Annotated in this window: 14 protein-coding genes; 11 read left to right on the top strand and 3 right to left on the bottom strand. The window is 70.3% G+C overall.

Annotated features, from left to right (window positions below):
- Nucleotides 1-537: 537 nt before the first annotated feature.
- From ACZJYS_RS08430 to ACZJYS_RS08395, 8 genes are all read left to right on the top strand, one after another.
- Nucleotides 538-1,140, top strand: a complete 603-nt coding sequence (locus ACZJYS_RS08430; RefSeq protein ID WP_493177141.1) for a hypothetical protein — start codon at nt 538-540, stop codon at nt 1,138-1,140.
- The gene (locus ACZJYS_RS08425) at nt 1,140-1,463 is read left to right on the top strand and encodes a hypothetical protein (protein ID WP_493177138.1); all 324 of its coding nucleotides are present in this window, start codon (nt 1,140-1,142) and stop codon (nt 1,461-1,463) included. Before ACZJYS_RS08430 ends, ACZJYS_RS08425 begins: the two co-directional genes overlap by 1 nt.
- A gap of 109 nt (nt 1,464-1,572) precedes the next feature.
- Nucleotides 1,573-1,926: a hypothetical protein gene (locus ACZJYS_RS08420; protein ID WP_493177136.1), complete on the top strand. Its 354-nt coding sequence runs from the start codon at nt 1,573-1,575 to the stop codon at nt 1,924-1,926.
- Nucleotides 1,919-2,203 carry a DUF2312 domain-containing protein gene (locus ACZJYS_RS08415; RefSeq protein ID WP_493177134.1) on the top strand — a complete coding sequence of 95 codons (285 nt, stop codon included), beginning with the start codon at nt 1,919-1,921 and terminating at the stop codon, nt 2,201-2,203. Before ACZJYS_RS08420 ends, ACZJYS_RS08415 begins: the two co-directional genes overlap by 8 nt.
- A gap of 157 nt (nt 2,204-2,360) precedes the next feature.
- Entirely contained in the window at nt 2,361-2,870 is a 510-nt protein-coding gene (locus tag ACZJYS_RS08410) for a hypothetical protein (RefSeq protein WP_493177188.1), read from the top strand.
- A complete protein-coding gene (locus ACZJYS_RS08405; RefSeq protein WP_493177132.1) occupies nt 2,755-3,315 on the top strand; it encodes a DUF4326 domain-containing protein in 561 nt (186 codons plus the stop codon). The genes ACZJYS_RS08410 and ACZJYS_RS08405 overlap by 116 nt, the downstream gene beginning before the upstream one ends.
- A complete protein-coding gene (locus tag ACZJYS_RS08400; protein ID WP_379632385.1) occupies nt 3,308-3,571 on the top strand; it encodes a helix-turn-helix transcriptional regulator in 264 nt (87 codons plus the stop codon). Before ACZJYS_RS08405 ends, ACZJYS_RS08400 begins: the two co-directional genes overlap by 8 nt.
- Entirely contained in the window at nt 3,568-4,608 is a 1,041-nt protein-coding gene (locus ACZJYS_RS08395) for a tyrosine-type recombinase/integrase (RefSeq protein WP_379652161.1), read from the top strand. The genes ACZJYS_RS08400 and ACZJYS_RS08395 overlap by 4 nt, the downstream gene beginning before the upstream one ends.
- Nucleotides 4,609-5,135: 527 nt before the next feature.
- Here ACZJYS_RS08395 and ACZJYS_RS08390 read toward each other — a convergent pair.
- Both ACZJYS_RS08390 and pip read right to left on the bottom strand, forming a co-directional pair.
- Nucleotides 5,136-7,853: an ATP-binding protein gene (locus tag ACZJYS_RS08390; protein ID WP_493177127.1), complete on the bottom strand. Its 2,718-nt coding sequence runs from the start codon at nt 7,851-7,853 to the stop codon at nt 5,136-5,138.
- Between the two features lie 301 nt (nt 7,854-8,154).
- A complete protein-coding gene (gene pip / locus ACZJYS_RS08385) occupies nt 8,155-9,105 on the bottom strand; it encodes a prolyl aminopeptidase (RefSeq protein ID WP_493177125.1) in 951 nt (316 codons plus the stop codon).
- A 113-nt stretch (nt 9,106-9,218) separates the two neighbouring features.
- Here pip and ACZJYS_RS08380 point away from each other — a divergent pair, with 113 nt between their 5' ends.
- Nucleotides 9,219-9,998: a hypothetical protein gene (locus tag ACZJYS_RS08380; RefSeq protein ID WP_109518872.1), complete on the top strand. Its 780-nt coding sequence runs from the start codon at nt 9,219-9,221 to the stop codon at nt 9,996-9,998.
- A gap of 74 nt (nt 9,999-10,072) precedes the next feature.
- The gene (locus tag ACZJYS_RS08375) at nt 10,073-11,017 is read left to right on the top strand and encodes a metal ABC transporter solute-binding protein, Zn/Mn family (RefSeq protein ID WP_493177122.1); all 945 of its coding nucleotides are present in this window, start codon (nt 10,073-10,075) and stop codon (nt 11,015-11,017) included.
- A gap of 58 nt (nt 11,018-11,075) precedes the next feature.
- Here ACZJYS_RS08375 and ACZJYS_RS08370 read toward each other — a convergent pair whose 3' ends face one another.
- On the bottom strand, nt 11,076-11,423 hold the full coding sequence (locus tag ACZJYS_RS08370; RefSeq protein ID WP_109518870.1) for a DMT family protein: 348 nt from the start codon (nt 11,421-11,423) through the stop codon (nt 11,076-11,078).
- 159 nt (nt 11,424-11,582) lie between these two features.
- Here ACZJYS_RS08370 and accD point away from each other — a divergent pair.
- Nucleotides 11,583-12,405 (top strand): acetyl-CoA carboxylase, carboxyltransferase subunit beta (gene accD / locus ACZJYS_RS08365; protein ID WP_493177120.1); only part of this gene is annotated, 823 nt, incomplete at its 3' end.

Raw genomic sequence — 12,405 nt, 5'->3', positions numbered from 1 at the left:
CCAGCATGTCACGTCTCCCTATCGTTGCCCCTCCAAACATGAACCAAACAGGAACAGGCGGGCAAGGATTCTTTCCCGACGCTTTCCATGGTTGGGAGCGGATTGCGCGTAATGACCAGCGCTTTGTACCCGCTCGCTCGGCAGATGGGGCGCCCTGCAGAAGCGTACGCAATGACGCCACTGCTTATCTTTCGCCAAGTGCAGACCCCGACAGTTTAAGCGCCAAGCAGAACAACAGCCCGCCCTTCGGCGGGCTTTTTTGTACGCTGTGGTACGGAACTCTCCCTCCCCGCTTTGGTTCACGAGCAGGCCACTCCGTAACTGAGGCGGCCGATCCACGGAGACACACCTAGCCCGCCCTGAGAGGGGCGGGTCTTTTTGTGGCGGAACCTTTCAGCCTAGTGTTCGGCCGCGCATCAGACTTATCTGAATTCGACACCCCGACGCATGCCAAGCAGCATGTAGTGGGCGGCTGAAGATATCCATTTCAGACATTTTTTTGATTGCGATAATATCCATTTTGGATATCTTATTCCCATGCCCACCGAGGGCAAGGGAGACCACCCCATGCACATCCCCCCTGCCGCCAACTCGCAGCGGCCTGACCCCCGCAAAGTGCAGCCGCAGGTGGACAGGTCTCACCTGCACGACGACCCCCGCCCCACGGAGCTGGTGCTCCACGACGAACGCGGCCGGCCCTTCCTCCGCATTTTCCCGGCTGGCAAAATCCACTGCGCCGACCCGCGCGGCGCAATCCGCCGCATCGCCGGCCTAACGCTCAATCCGCTGCTGCGCACCGCGCTGACCGCGGCGCTGCGCCTGCAGGCCGAGCGCGACGAAGGCTCACCACAGCTTGTGCCGCCCTCGACCGATGACCTGCTAGAGGACCCACGCCTGCAGGCGGCGCGGCAGCGGGGCGCCGAGATCTTCGACACGATGTCCGCCGGCCGCCCTGCCCGCTGGGGCGTCTTTCTTGCTGGCGGCCTAGCACCGATCGCCGAGGCCGACACCGCCGCCGAGGCGCGCAGCCTCGCCCTGCAGGCTGCCCCCGCCCACCCCAACACTGTCCTGCGCGTGATGCGGATCGAAGAGACGATCCACATCCGCGTGGACGAGCCGATCCATGAGGACGAGCTGTGATGATCACCGCTGGCCTGGCGCGCTCAGCGCGCGCCCTGCTTGTCGCGGCCAACCGCGGCGACGTGCTGCCAACCAAGCCCGTCGTCTCCGCCGCGCGGCGCCTGCTGGCACTGCCTGGCGACGATGCGCAGCTCCTGCGTCTGTGCGGCGCGCGTATTGCCGCCGCGCTGCTGTCGCTGGAGGCAGACGACCTGCCCGTAATCTACGCCAGCGCCCGCTGCGGGCGCATCCTGCAGGAGGCGGTGCAGGCTGAGAGGCTGGAGTACGCCCTCAGCCTCGCCATCCCGCCTGTGCCGCCCGAGGCGCGGGTGGTGGTCCAATGAGCGCCCTGGCCGAGCAGGAAGCCGCTCTCCGCGACCTGGAGCGCGGAATCATCGCCGCGCTGTGCGGGATCATCCTGGTGCTGGCACTGCTGGTGTGGAGGCTGCCGCTGTGAACCGCCGGCAGAGCAGCTGGACACCGGAACGCCGCGCCGAGCATGGCATCGCCATGCGCGCCTTCTGGGCCCGCCGCAAGGCCGATGAGGCGGCCCGGCTTGCTGTCGAGCCGGCTGAAGAAACCGCCGTTGCAGCGCCTGCTGCTCGTCACGCTCCAGCCCTCGAGCAGGCCGGCGCGCCCATCTCTGAACGCACCGCCTGGACCGAGGCGCGCTCCCTGCTGCTGGCGGGCCTGCCGGTGGTGGATGTTGCCCGGGAGCTCGACTTGGATCGCGGTCGCGTCTCGCAGCTCGCGCAACAGCTTGGCGTCGCCAAGAGCAAGATCATGAAGGAAGCCCGGAATGGCTGAGATCATCAGCGACCTGCGTCAGGACGACATGGAAGACACCGTGCCCGGCGGAATTGCTGCCGACCGCCTCCGCTCCATCATCGAGCGGATCGAGAAGTTGGAGGAGGAGCGCAAGGCGCGCGGCGAGGACATCTCGCAGGTGTTCGCCGAGGCCAAGGGCGCCGGCTTCGACGTGAAGGCCATCAAGCAGCTCCTGCGCATCCGCAAGCAGACCACCGAGGAGGTGGAGCAGCTTGAGAATCTGGTGGACCTGTACCGCCACGCTCTAGGGATGTAGCCGTGCGGACAGTGCTCCTCATCCCCCTAAGCCTTCTGCTGCCGCTTGAAGCTGCGGCGGTGCTGGCTTGGTGGTTCACCGAAATGGAGGCCCGTGACCAGGCGCGCCGCGGTGCTGCTCGTGGCCGAGTTGGAACGGCTGGACCGGGAGTCAGCACGTGGCTGACCAACCGAGCGGTCTCCGGAAACTATCAGAAATCGCTCGCAGTATCTTCGCACTTAGCCGCCAGAGCCAGCTCAATCCCTGTGAGCCACTCTTCGGCAGTCAGCCCCCATTTCTCCATCTCGTCTTCATCAGGCTCACCAAGTTTGGCGGCTTCCAGCTCAGCAATGGTCTTCTTGTCATAGCAGGCTGCGGCGAAGGTATTATTTTCTATTTCAATCAATGCCTTGAACCTTTCCTCGGACTTTACCCCTGTTGGTGGAGGGAAGATGCACTCCCTACCCACAACCCCAACGGCGAAACACATAGCGGGGTGCATGCCATGATCGAAAAACCAAGGGCCATTCTGCACGAGCTAGCGAAGAAGGCTGCCGAGGATGCCTGGCGAAATGCCGGCGTGGCGCCACAGCTCCTTTTCGCTCTCATCCTCTGGGCGCTGGAAGCGGCGCATGATGCCGGCGTACTGGAGGTTCACACGGTCGGTAATGAGGCAGACCATGACTGACCAACCGAGCGTCTCGGCAGACGGCCCCCTCCCCCACCGCGTCCAGCTCCGCCGAACCAAGGGGTGGCGCATGCCCCCGAACACTGTGCGAGTCTGCCGGCCCAGCGTCTTCGGGAACCCATGGCGGGTCAGCGACATCCTCGCGGCCGACCGAGATGAGGGACGGCCTACGTCGCAGCAGCACGCCCAGGCGGCCGCCGTCGAGAGCTACCGGGCATGGCTGGCCGGAGATGACTTTAGCGACCGCTATCCGGCCTTCACGGGCGATCGAGAAGTGGTGCTGCGGGCTCTTCCATCTCTGCGCGGCCGCAACTTGGCCTGCTGGTGCCATCCGGCTAGCCCCTGCCACGCCGAGGTGCTGTTGGAGCTGGCCAATGCCGATCCGAACGCCTCATCAGACAAGAGGCATGATGAACAGAACCGGGAGGCGGCGCGCCATGCCTGACACCTTGCCTACTTGGCTGGTGCCACGCTTCCTTAGCCGCGAGGAGGCTGCGGCCTATGTCGGGGTGAGCATCAACACGTTCGATCAGGAGGTCAGCCGCGGTCTCTGGCCACGCCCCCTCACTCGCGGCCTCAAGGGGCGGCGCTTGACCTGGGACCGGATGGCATTGGACGCTGCGGCCGATGTGGCCTCCGGGCTCAGGGCGGCGTCGGGCCAGTCCCGCAAGGCGTCACGCAACACGTGGGACGATCTGTGACCGCCATCCGGCTCCGCTACATCCAGCGCTATAAGGATCGGCACGGGGAGCTGCGTCACTATTTCCGCAGGCCCGGCTACAAGCTCGTGCGCCTCCCCGGGAAGCCGGGCAGTCCCGAATTCATGTCGGCCTATAACGCCGCCCTCTCTGATGCCCCTAAGCTCCCGCCGATCGGTTCCGGCAGGACCATGCCGGGGTCGCTCGATGCCCTGGCGCTGGAATGGTATGGCTCGGCCGCGTTCCGCCAGCTCGCCAGCACCACCCAGGCCGTCTATCGCCGGAACCTGGAACGCATCCGCGCCGAGCACGGCCACCGCCTGGTGGAGGACCTGACCCCCCAGGCCGTCCGCAAGCTGCTGGCGGCCAAGGTCAACACCCCGGCCGCGGCCAATCACATTCTGCGAATGCTACGGATGCTGATGCGCCATGCCATCGACGCGGAGTGGCGGCCGGATGATCCGACCTTCGGAGTCCGCCGGCTCAAGGAGCGTGGCCAGGGGGCGGCCACATGGACCGAGGCCCATATCGCTACCTTCGAGGCGCATTGGCCGATCGGCACCCGCGCCCGCCTCGCGCTGGCCCTCCTGCTCTACACCGGCCAGCGTCGCAGCGACGTGGTGCGGATGGGGCGCCAGCATCTGCGCGGCAGAACGGCCATCTTCGTCAAGCAGCAGAAGACCGGGGCTGAACTCCTGATCCCTCTGCACGCTCAGCTGCGGGAAGTGCTGGAGCAGACGCAGGGCGACCACCTGACCTTCCTGGTGACGCGCCTGGGTGCACCCTTCGCCTCGACCACTGCCTTCTACAACTGGTTCGTGGAGGCAGCCCAGGCCGCCGGCCTGCCGCCCGGATTGAGCCCGCACGGCCTGCGCAAAGCCGCGGCACGGAGACTCGCCGAAGCAGGGTGCAGCGCGCACCAGATCGCTGCCATCACTGGCCACAAGACCCTTTCGGAGGTCGAGCGGTACACCCGTGCAGCTGATCAGGAGAGGCTGGCCATTGCCGCCATGAAGCGGATCAGCGGGGATGAGGCGTGAACATGGTTTGTCTAACCATTTTCCAGGTTAGACAAATGTTCTCCGCACGTGATTGAAAAAGCTTAGGTATTTGGAGGAATGGTGTCCGCGGCGGGATTCGAACCCACGGCCCCAGGATTCATACCACTTCGGCTTTCGCCGCCGCCCATGAGGCGTTCGTGGTCTGGACTGTCCCTTCACCATAGGCCAGAGGCCGTTAGGCGCCGCCCGTCCAGTCTCTACACCTTCCCGGCATCATGCCGGGCTTGGCTCGGGATCGGCAGGGCGACCAGTGCGCCGAAGCTTTCCCCGACTTTGAGCGGATCCGCTGCGCGGTTTCCCATCGCAACGCCCAGTTAAGCAAACAAGGAATCCTGTGCTCTATCCAGCTGAGCTACGCAGACGAAGCCATTTCCGGGACCGATCATAGCCCAAAGGCTCCTGCTTGGGAAGCAGCCCGCCGGAGAGGGCGGCTCGCCCTTCGCGCCCCGCCTCTCCTGCGCGGCACCCTCCGCACATCGGCCCGGCCATTCTGGAACCTCCCGCCTTCAGCGGGAGGGGAGGGCCATGAGCTGCGCGATCCGGGCCAGCAGGTCGCCGGCCCCCACCGGCTTGGTGAGGTAATGCTCCACGCCGCAGGACGCGAGGAGAGCCAGCGCCGCCTCCCGCCCATGCGCCGTCAGCGCCATGATCGGCACCGTGGCGTTGTGGCCGCCCAGGGCCCGGATCCGGCGGATCGCCTCCGGGCCATCCATGCCCGGCATCTCCAGGTCCATCAGGATCAGGTCGAAGCGCTCCGCCATGGCGGCGGCCACCGCCTGCCCGCCTTCCCACGCCTCGGTCACCTGCAGCCCGGACGCCTGCAGGTGGAGCCGCACGATCTCGCGGTTCACGCCATTGTCCTCCGCCAGCAGCACGTGCCCAAGCAGCTTCATGCGCGGCGGCGGCTGCGGGGCCGCCATCCCTTGCGCCCCCTCCAGAACCAGAAGCGGCTCCAGCGCCCGCAGCAAGGCGCCATACCGAACCGGCCTGGCCAGGTTGAAGCAGCCCCGCTCGCCCGGTTGCCCGGCCACGCAGAGACGGATCCGCGGCACCTCCCGCGGCAGCCGCGCCACCGGCACGGACAGGTCCGCCATCACCCGGTCGAAGCGCGCCTCGCGCGGCCATTCCGCCCCGGGGCAGCACACCGTCACGGCAAGGCCCAGCTCCCGCAGCCGCTCGGCCAGCAGGGCGCGGCCCGGCCCCGGCGGCTCGACCAGCAGCAGCGAGGCACCGGGGCGGCTGCGCGGCAGGGTTGGCGGCGCCTCCGCCCGCGGCAGCGGAATCCGGCACCAGAAGGTGGAGCCGGCGCCCGGCGTCGTCTCCACGCCGATCTGCCCCCCCATCAGCTCCACCAATTGCCGCGCGATCGGCAGGCCGAGGCCGCTGCCGCCATAGAGGCGGGCGACGGAGCTGTCCCCCTGCGCGAAACGCTCGAACATCCGCGCCACGCTGCGGGCGTCGAGCCCTGGCCCGGTGTCGGCGACGCGCAGCAGGAGCCGCTGGTCCTCCTCCTCGCGCAGCGACACCACCACCGAGCCCTGGGCGGTGAATTTCACGGCATTGCCCAGCAAGTTCAGCAGCACCTGCGAGAAGCGCGTCGGGTCGCCCAGGCGCCGCCCGTGCAGCCCCGGCGGCAGGTCCAGCGCCAGCTCGATGCCCTTCTCCTGCGCGGCGGGGGAGAGGAGGTCGAGCATGTCCTCCACCACCTCCTCCAGCATGAAGGGGATACGCTCCAGCTCCAGCCGGCCCGCCTCCAGCCGCGTGCTGTCCAGCAGGTCGTTGACCACCGAGAGCAGCAGCCCGGCCGATTGCTGGGCCACCTGGGCATAGCGCCGCTGCAGCGGGGTCAGCGGCGTCTCGAGCAGCAGCGCCGCCATGCCGCTCACGCCGTTCAGCGGCGTCCGCACCTCGTGGCTCACCGTGGCCAGGAATTCCGACTTGGCGCGGCTCGCCTCCTCGGCGCCGCGCCGCGCGGCCTCCTGCGCCAGCACCAGGGCGTGGAAATCGGTGGTGTCGCTCTGCACCACCACCCAGCGCGGCGCGGAATCGCCCTCCGGCGCGGCCGGCACCGGCGCCACATGGGTGCGCAGCCAGCAGGCGGAGCCGTCCTTGCGGCGCGCGGCAAGCTCCGAGACGCCGCCACGGCCATGGCGCATCGCCTCCGCGAGCGGCCGCAGCCCGCCCGCGAGGGAGGCGGGGCGCAGCAGGGCCCGCACCCCGCGCCGCCGCAGCTCCCCGGCGGTGAAGCCGGTGATGGCGGTGAAGGCCGGGTTGGCCCAGAGCAGGCGCAGCGACCCCGGCGGCCCCTCCAGCAGCAGCACGCCGCAGCTCGCCGCCTCCACCGCGCTGCGCAGCTGGGCGTTCATCGCCCGCAGCGCGCGGGCCTCCCGCTCGGCCAGCACCTCGTCGGTGATGTCGCGCAGGATGATGGCGTGGCCCCCACCCTCCACGGGCAGGATGCGCACGGCCAGCCAGGTGTTGTTGGCGACCTCGCCCTGCCAGCCCAGCGGCTGCCCCGTCTCGCGGACCGCGCGCCAGCGGCGGAGGGCGCATTTCTCCTCGCCCAGCGCGCCCAGCCCGCCCAGCCAGCGCAGCACCGCGGTGCCGGGCGCGCTGCGCGAGAGCAGCCGGGACTTGGACAGGCCGGAGAGCACGAAGAAACGGTCGTTCACCAGGGCCAGCCCGCCCTGGTCGTTCAGCACCGCCACCCCTTCGGGCAGGCTTTCCAGCAGGCCGTCGAAGCTGACGGAGTAGAGATAGAGGCGGTTCTCCGCCATCATCAGCCGGCGGCGCTGCAGCAGCAGCGTGGCCGCCACATCGGCCAGCGCATCCAGGGCCGATCTCTGCTGCGGCGTCGGCCGCAGGCCGGCCTCGGCCAGCACGCAGAGCGCGCCGAGCGGCGCGCCGCCCGGCTCGCGCAGCACCAGGGCCAGGCCATCGGCCGGCTCCGGCTCGCCCGGCACGGCGCATCCCGCGCAGGCGGCGGTGCCCAGCGCCAGGGCCAGCGCCTCGGCGGCCGGCTGCGGCGGGCCGGACCAGGCCTTGCGATACATCTCCCCCTTGGGGCCGAGCAGCAGGATGGCGGCGGCCGTGCCCCCCAGCACGGCCCGCGCCGCCTCCGTCAGCCCGTCGAACTCCGGCTCCCGCGCGGCGGCCACCAGCGGCAGGGCGCGCAGACCCGCCAGCAGGGCGGCTTCCCGCGGGTTGAGAGGAGCGATGATCATGCAGGCGTGCTCCCTGGCCGGAATCCGCTGAATTTGGCGCCACTTACCACGGCGTCAACGATCCGGCTGGCCGGAGCGCCTCGGCGGAAGGTTCGGGCCCGCGGTCTGGCGGGGCGTGGAAAGGCCGGGAGCCATCCACCGCCGCCCGGTGAATCGCGCCCCTTCCCCGCTGGTTATATGGACATCTCCCATTCGTTCCAATCCATGCTGCAGCGCGAAATGGATGGAATCGCCGTCATGCGCGCCCTGCTCAGCCCCTGCCCTTGCACCCATCCCTGCCCCGCCGGGCATGAGGCGGGAATCAGCAGTGGTGGCGGAAGCGCTCGACCGCCGCCACCAGGCTGACCCGCACGCCCGGCTCCAGCGCCGAATGGCCGGCATCGGGCACCACGGTCAGCCGCGCGCGCGGCCAGGCGGCGGCGAGATCGAAGGCGCTCTCGGCGGGGCAGACCATGTCGTAGCGGCCCTGCACGATCTCGGCCGGCAGATGGGCGATGCGGTCCATGTGGGCCAACAGCCCTCCGGGCGGCAGGAACAGGTCGTGCGCGAAGTAATGCGCCTCGATCCGTGCCAGGCCCAGCGCCGTGCGGTCCTGCGCGAAGCTCGCCACCGTCTCGGGGCTGGGCATCAGGGTGCTGCACAGCCCCTCGTACTGGCTCCAGGCGCGGGCGGCGGCGAAGTGCACCTGCGGGTCCGGGTCGGTCAGGCGCTTCAGGTAGGCGCCCAGCAGGTCGCCGCGCTCGGCCTCGGGGATGTGCTCGGCGAACTGCGCCCAGGCATCGGGGAAGACGCGGCGCAGCCCGTAGAGGAACCACTCCACCTCCCGCGCCCGGCCGAGGAAGACGCCGCGCAGCACGCAGCCCAGCACCCGGTCGGGATGCGCCTGGGCATAGGCCAGCGCCAGGGTGCTGCCCCAGGAGCCGCCGAACAGCAGCCAGCGTTCGATGCCGAGGAAGCGGCGCAGCGCCTCGATATCCTCGACCAGATTGGGCGTGGTGTTGCCGGACAGCTCGCCGAGCGGGCGGGAGCGGCCGGAGCCGCGCTGATCGAAGATGACGACGCGCCAATGGCCCGGGTCGAAGAAGCGGCGGTGCACCGCCCCCGCCCCGGCCCCCGGCCCGCCATGCAGGAACAGCACCGGCTGGCCGCGGGGATTGCCCACCTGCTCCCAGTACATGACATGCCCGGCCGAGAGCGGCAGCAGGCCGGTCTCGTAGGGCGCGATATCGGGAAACAGGTCGCCACGGGGCATGGGATGATCTTTGGCGCGCCGGCGGCGCCCGTGCAACACCATGCGGGGAGCCGCGTAACGTTTGCGCGTGTCATCCCCTTCGCGCGGGGCGTCTTCGTGCCTAGCTTGGGGAGATGGCGACTTCCTCACCCTCGGCCGGCTCACCTTCGGCCGGCTCCAAGACCGGCGGCGCACCGGGCGGGCTCCGCTGCGCCATCTGCGGCGGCGAAAGCCGGCAACCGCCCTTCCGCCCCGCGCCGCCCGAGCAGGCGCCGGACCTGGACCTGCGCCCGGGGGAGCCGCTGCGCGGCACCATGGGCCGCTGGCTGCAGCAATGCCCACACTGCGCCTATGCCGCGCCCGATATCGGCCGCGCCCACCCGGCGGCGGCCGACGCAGTGGCGGCGGCGCCGTTCCGCGCGCTGATCGCCGACACCAGCCATCCGCCGCTGGCCCGCCGCTTCCTGGCCTGGGCGCATGTGCTGGAGGAGACGGGCGCGCTGCACGCCGCCGCCGAGGCCACGCTGCACGCCGCCTGGGTGGCCGACGACATGAACCGCCCCGAGCTGGCCGCGAGCTGGCGGCAGGAGGCGGTGGCCCTGTGGCGCGGCGGCCCGGCGCTGGATGCCGAGCAGTCGGTGCGGGTGATCGACGCGCTGCGCCGCTCCGAGGCGTGGGGGGATGCCGCCGCCGCCGCCGAGGCGCTGGCCGCCGCCCAGACGCCCGAGGCGGTGGCGCAGGTGGTGGCGCTGGAGCGGCGGCTGATCGCGGCGCGCGACGCCGGGCGGCACACCATGGCCAGCGCCCTGCCGCCGCCCGCCCGCCGCCCGCATGTGGCGCACCAGAAGGTGGGCCGCGCCGCGCCGGCGGAAGGGCTTTGGGCACGGCTGCGCCGGCTGTTCGGCAAGGGCTGAGAAAGGGCGGGAGGCTTGCATCCCGCGCCGCTTCGCGGCATTGGAACTTTATAACATAGCGCAGAGGTCTTCCCATGCAGCGCCGCGCCCTGCTCGCCCTCTCCCTCGCCGCGCCCTGGGTCGCTCCTCGGCTCGCCCGCCCCGCCAGGGCGCAGGGTGCCGCGCCCCTGCCGGTCGTCGCCTCCTTCTCCATCCTGGGAGACATGGTGCGGCAGATCGGCGGCGATGCGGTGGCGGCGCATGTCATCGCCGGGCCGGATGTGGACGCGCACAGCTTCCAGCCCCGCCCCTCGGACGCGCAGGCGCTGCGCGGCGCCGGGCTGCTGGTGCGCAACGGCCTCGGCTTCGATGCCTGGGTGGACCGGCTGGCCCGATCGGCCGGCTATGCCGGGCCGGTGGCCACCGCCACGGAGGGCCTGACCCCGCGCAGGCTGGAGGGCGGGCATGGCCACGGGCACAGCCATGGCCATGGCGGGCAGGCGGCGGCCGACCCGCATGCCTGGCAGGATCTGCGCCATGGCCGGCACTATGCCGGCGTCATCGCCGCCGCGCTGGCGGCGGCGGACCCGGCGCGGGCCGATCTCCACCGCGCCCGCGGCGAGGCCTATCAGGCGCGGCTGGCGGCGCTGGATGCCTGGGTGCGGGAGGAGATCGGCCGTGTGCCGGAGGCACGGCGCCGGGTGGTGACCAGCCACGACGCCTTCGGCTACTTCGCCGAGGCCTATGGGGTGCGCTTCCTGGCGCCGCAGGGCGTCAGCACCGATGCCGAACCCTCCGCCGCCCAGGTGGCGCGGCTGATCCGCACCCTGAAGGCGGAGAACATCACCGCCGTCTTCCTGGAGAACATGGCCAACCCGGCGACGCTGCGGCGCCTGGCCGCCGAGGCCGGCATCACGGTGCAGGGCCGGCTCTACGCCGACGCGCTCTCCCCGCCGGGCGGGCCGGCGCCGAGCTACGAGGCGATGTTCCGGCACAATGTCGGGCTGCTGGTGCCGGCGATGCTGGGCGGCGCGGGCTGAGAAGGGCGGGCTGAGAAGGGCGGACAGGGAGGCCGGCGCCTCCCTCGCCTGCCCCGCCTCACTCCACGGGCAGGAAGATGAACACCACCGCCGCCACCAGGCAGAGCATGGCGGCGATGTAGGTCCAGCGCAGCGGCTCGCCCAGCACCATCACCGAGAACACGCCGAACACCATCAGCGTGATCACCTCCTGCATCACCTTGAGCTGCTGCCCGGTGTAGGCGCCGTAGCCGATCCGGTTGGCCGGCACCGCCAGGCAGTACTCGAAGAAGGCGATGCCCCAGCTGACCAGCACCGCCAGCCAAAGCGGCCAGGAGGGCTGCTTCAGATGGCCGTACCAGGCCCAGGTCATGAGGATGTTGGAGCCGACCAGGAGCAGGGGCGGCCAGAGCAGGGCGGTGGTCATGCGGGGTGCCATCGGCGGTTCGGAAGAGGCGGCATCCTAGGGCGCCGGCCGGCCGCCCGACAGCCCACGGCCCTGCCGGTCCCATACCCCTTGCCTTCCGGGCCTGCCCGGGCCTACCACCCCCGCTTCCGCCAGAACGTCAAGCCAGAGAGGGTCCGCATGAACTGGATCAGCGAATGGGCGCTGCCGAAGATCCAGACATGGCTCGGCCGCAAGGAGGTGCCGGACAACCTCTGGCACAAATGCCCGGCCTGCGAGCAGATGATCTTCCACCGGGACCTCGAGCGGTCGCTGCATGTCTGCACGCATTGCGGCCACCACATGCGCATCCCGGCGCTGAGGCGGGCGGAATACACGCTCGATCCCGGCTTCCAGCGCATCGAGCTGCCGAAATCGCCCGCCGACCCGCTGCGCTTCCGCGACCAGCGGAAATACGCCGACCGGCTGAAGGAAGCGCAGGCCAAGTCCGCCATGGATGACGCGGTGGTGGTCGCGCATGGCACCATCGAGGGCCGCCGCGCCGTCATCGCCGCCTTCGAGTTCGGCTTCATGGGCGGCTCGATGAGCCCGGGCGTCGGCGAGGCCATCGTCACCGCCGCCAAGCTGGCCGTGCTGCAGGACGCGCCGCTGATCGTGTTCACCGCCTCGGGTGGCGCGCGCATGCAGGAGGGCGCGCTGAGCCTGATGCAGATGCCGCGCACCGTCATCGCCGCGCAGATGGTGAAGGAGGCCGGGCTGCCCTTCATCGTCGTGCTGTGCGACCCGACGACGGGCGGCGTCACCGCCTCCTTCGCCATGCTGGGCGACATCCAGATCGCCGAGCCGGGCGCCATGATCGGCTTCGCCGGCGCCCGCGTCATCGAGCAGACGGTGCGCGAGAAGCTGCCCGAGGGCTTCCAGCGCGCCGAGTACCTGCTGGAGCACGGCATCCTGGACATGGTGGTGAAGCGCGGCGCGATGCGCGAGACGCTGGCGCGCCTCA

The organism is Roseomonas sp. TS2, assembly GCF_058833935.1.
This window is presented reverse-complemented; position numbering and strand designations above follow the sequence as displayed.

What these genes read in the sequence shown, in the direction of transcription:
- pip (WP_493177125.1), bottom strand. Translation starts at nt 9,105, where the DNA reads ATGCCCCGTGGCGACCTGTTTCCCGATATCGCGCCCTACGAGACCGGC.
- ACZJYS_RS08400 (WP_379632385.1), top strand. Translation starts at nt 3,308, where the DNA reads ATGCCTGACACCTTGCCTACTTGGCTGGTGCCACGCTTCCTTAGCCGC.
- ACZJYS_RS08370 (WP_109518870.1), bottom strand. Translation starts at nt 11,423, where the DNA reads ATGACCACCGCCCTGCTCTGGCCGCCCCTGCTCCTGGTCGGCTCCAAC.
- ACZJYS_RS08380 (WP_109518872.1), top strand. Translation starts at nt 9,219, where the DNA reads ATGGCGACTTCCTCACCCTCGGCCGGCTCACCTTCGGCCGGCTCCAAG.
- ACZJYS_RS08390 (WP_493177127.1), bottom strand. Translation starts at nt 7,853, where the DNA reads ATGATCATCGCTCCTCTCAACCCGCGGGAAGCCGCCCTGCTGGCGGGT.
- ACZJYS_RS08375 (WP_493177122.1), top strand. Translation starts at nt 10,073, where the DNA reads ATGCAGCGCCGCGCCCTGCTCGCCCTCTCCCTCGCCGCGCCCTGGGTC.
- ACZJYS_RS08425 (WP_493177138.1), top strand. Translation starts at nt 1,140, where the DNA reads ATGATCACCGCTGGCCTGGCGCGCTCAGCGCGCGCCCTGCTTGTCGCG.
- ACZJYS_RS08405 (WP_493177132.1), top strand. Translation starts at nt 2,755, where the DNA reads ATGCCGGCGTGGCGCCACAGCTCCTTTTCGCTCTCATCCTCTGGGCGC.
- ACZJYS_RS08430 (WP_493177141.1), top strand. Translation starts at nt 538, where the DNA reads ATGCCCACCGAGGGCAAGGGAGACCACCCCATGCACATCCCCCCTGCC.
- ACZJYS_RS08415 (WP_493177134.1), top strand. Translation starts at nt 1,919, where the DNA reads ATGGCTGAGATCATCAGCGACCTGCGTCAGGACGACATGGAAGACACC.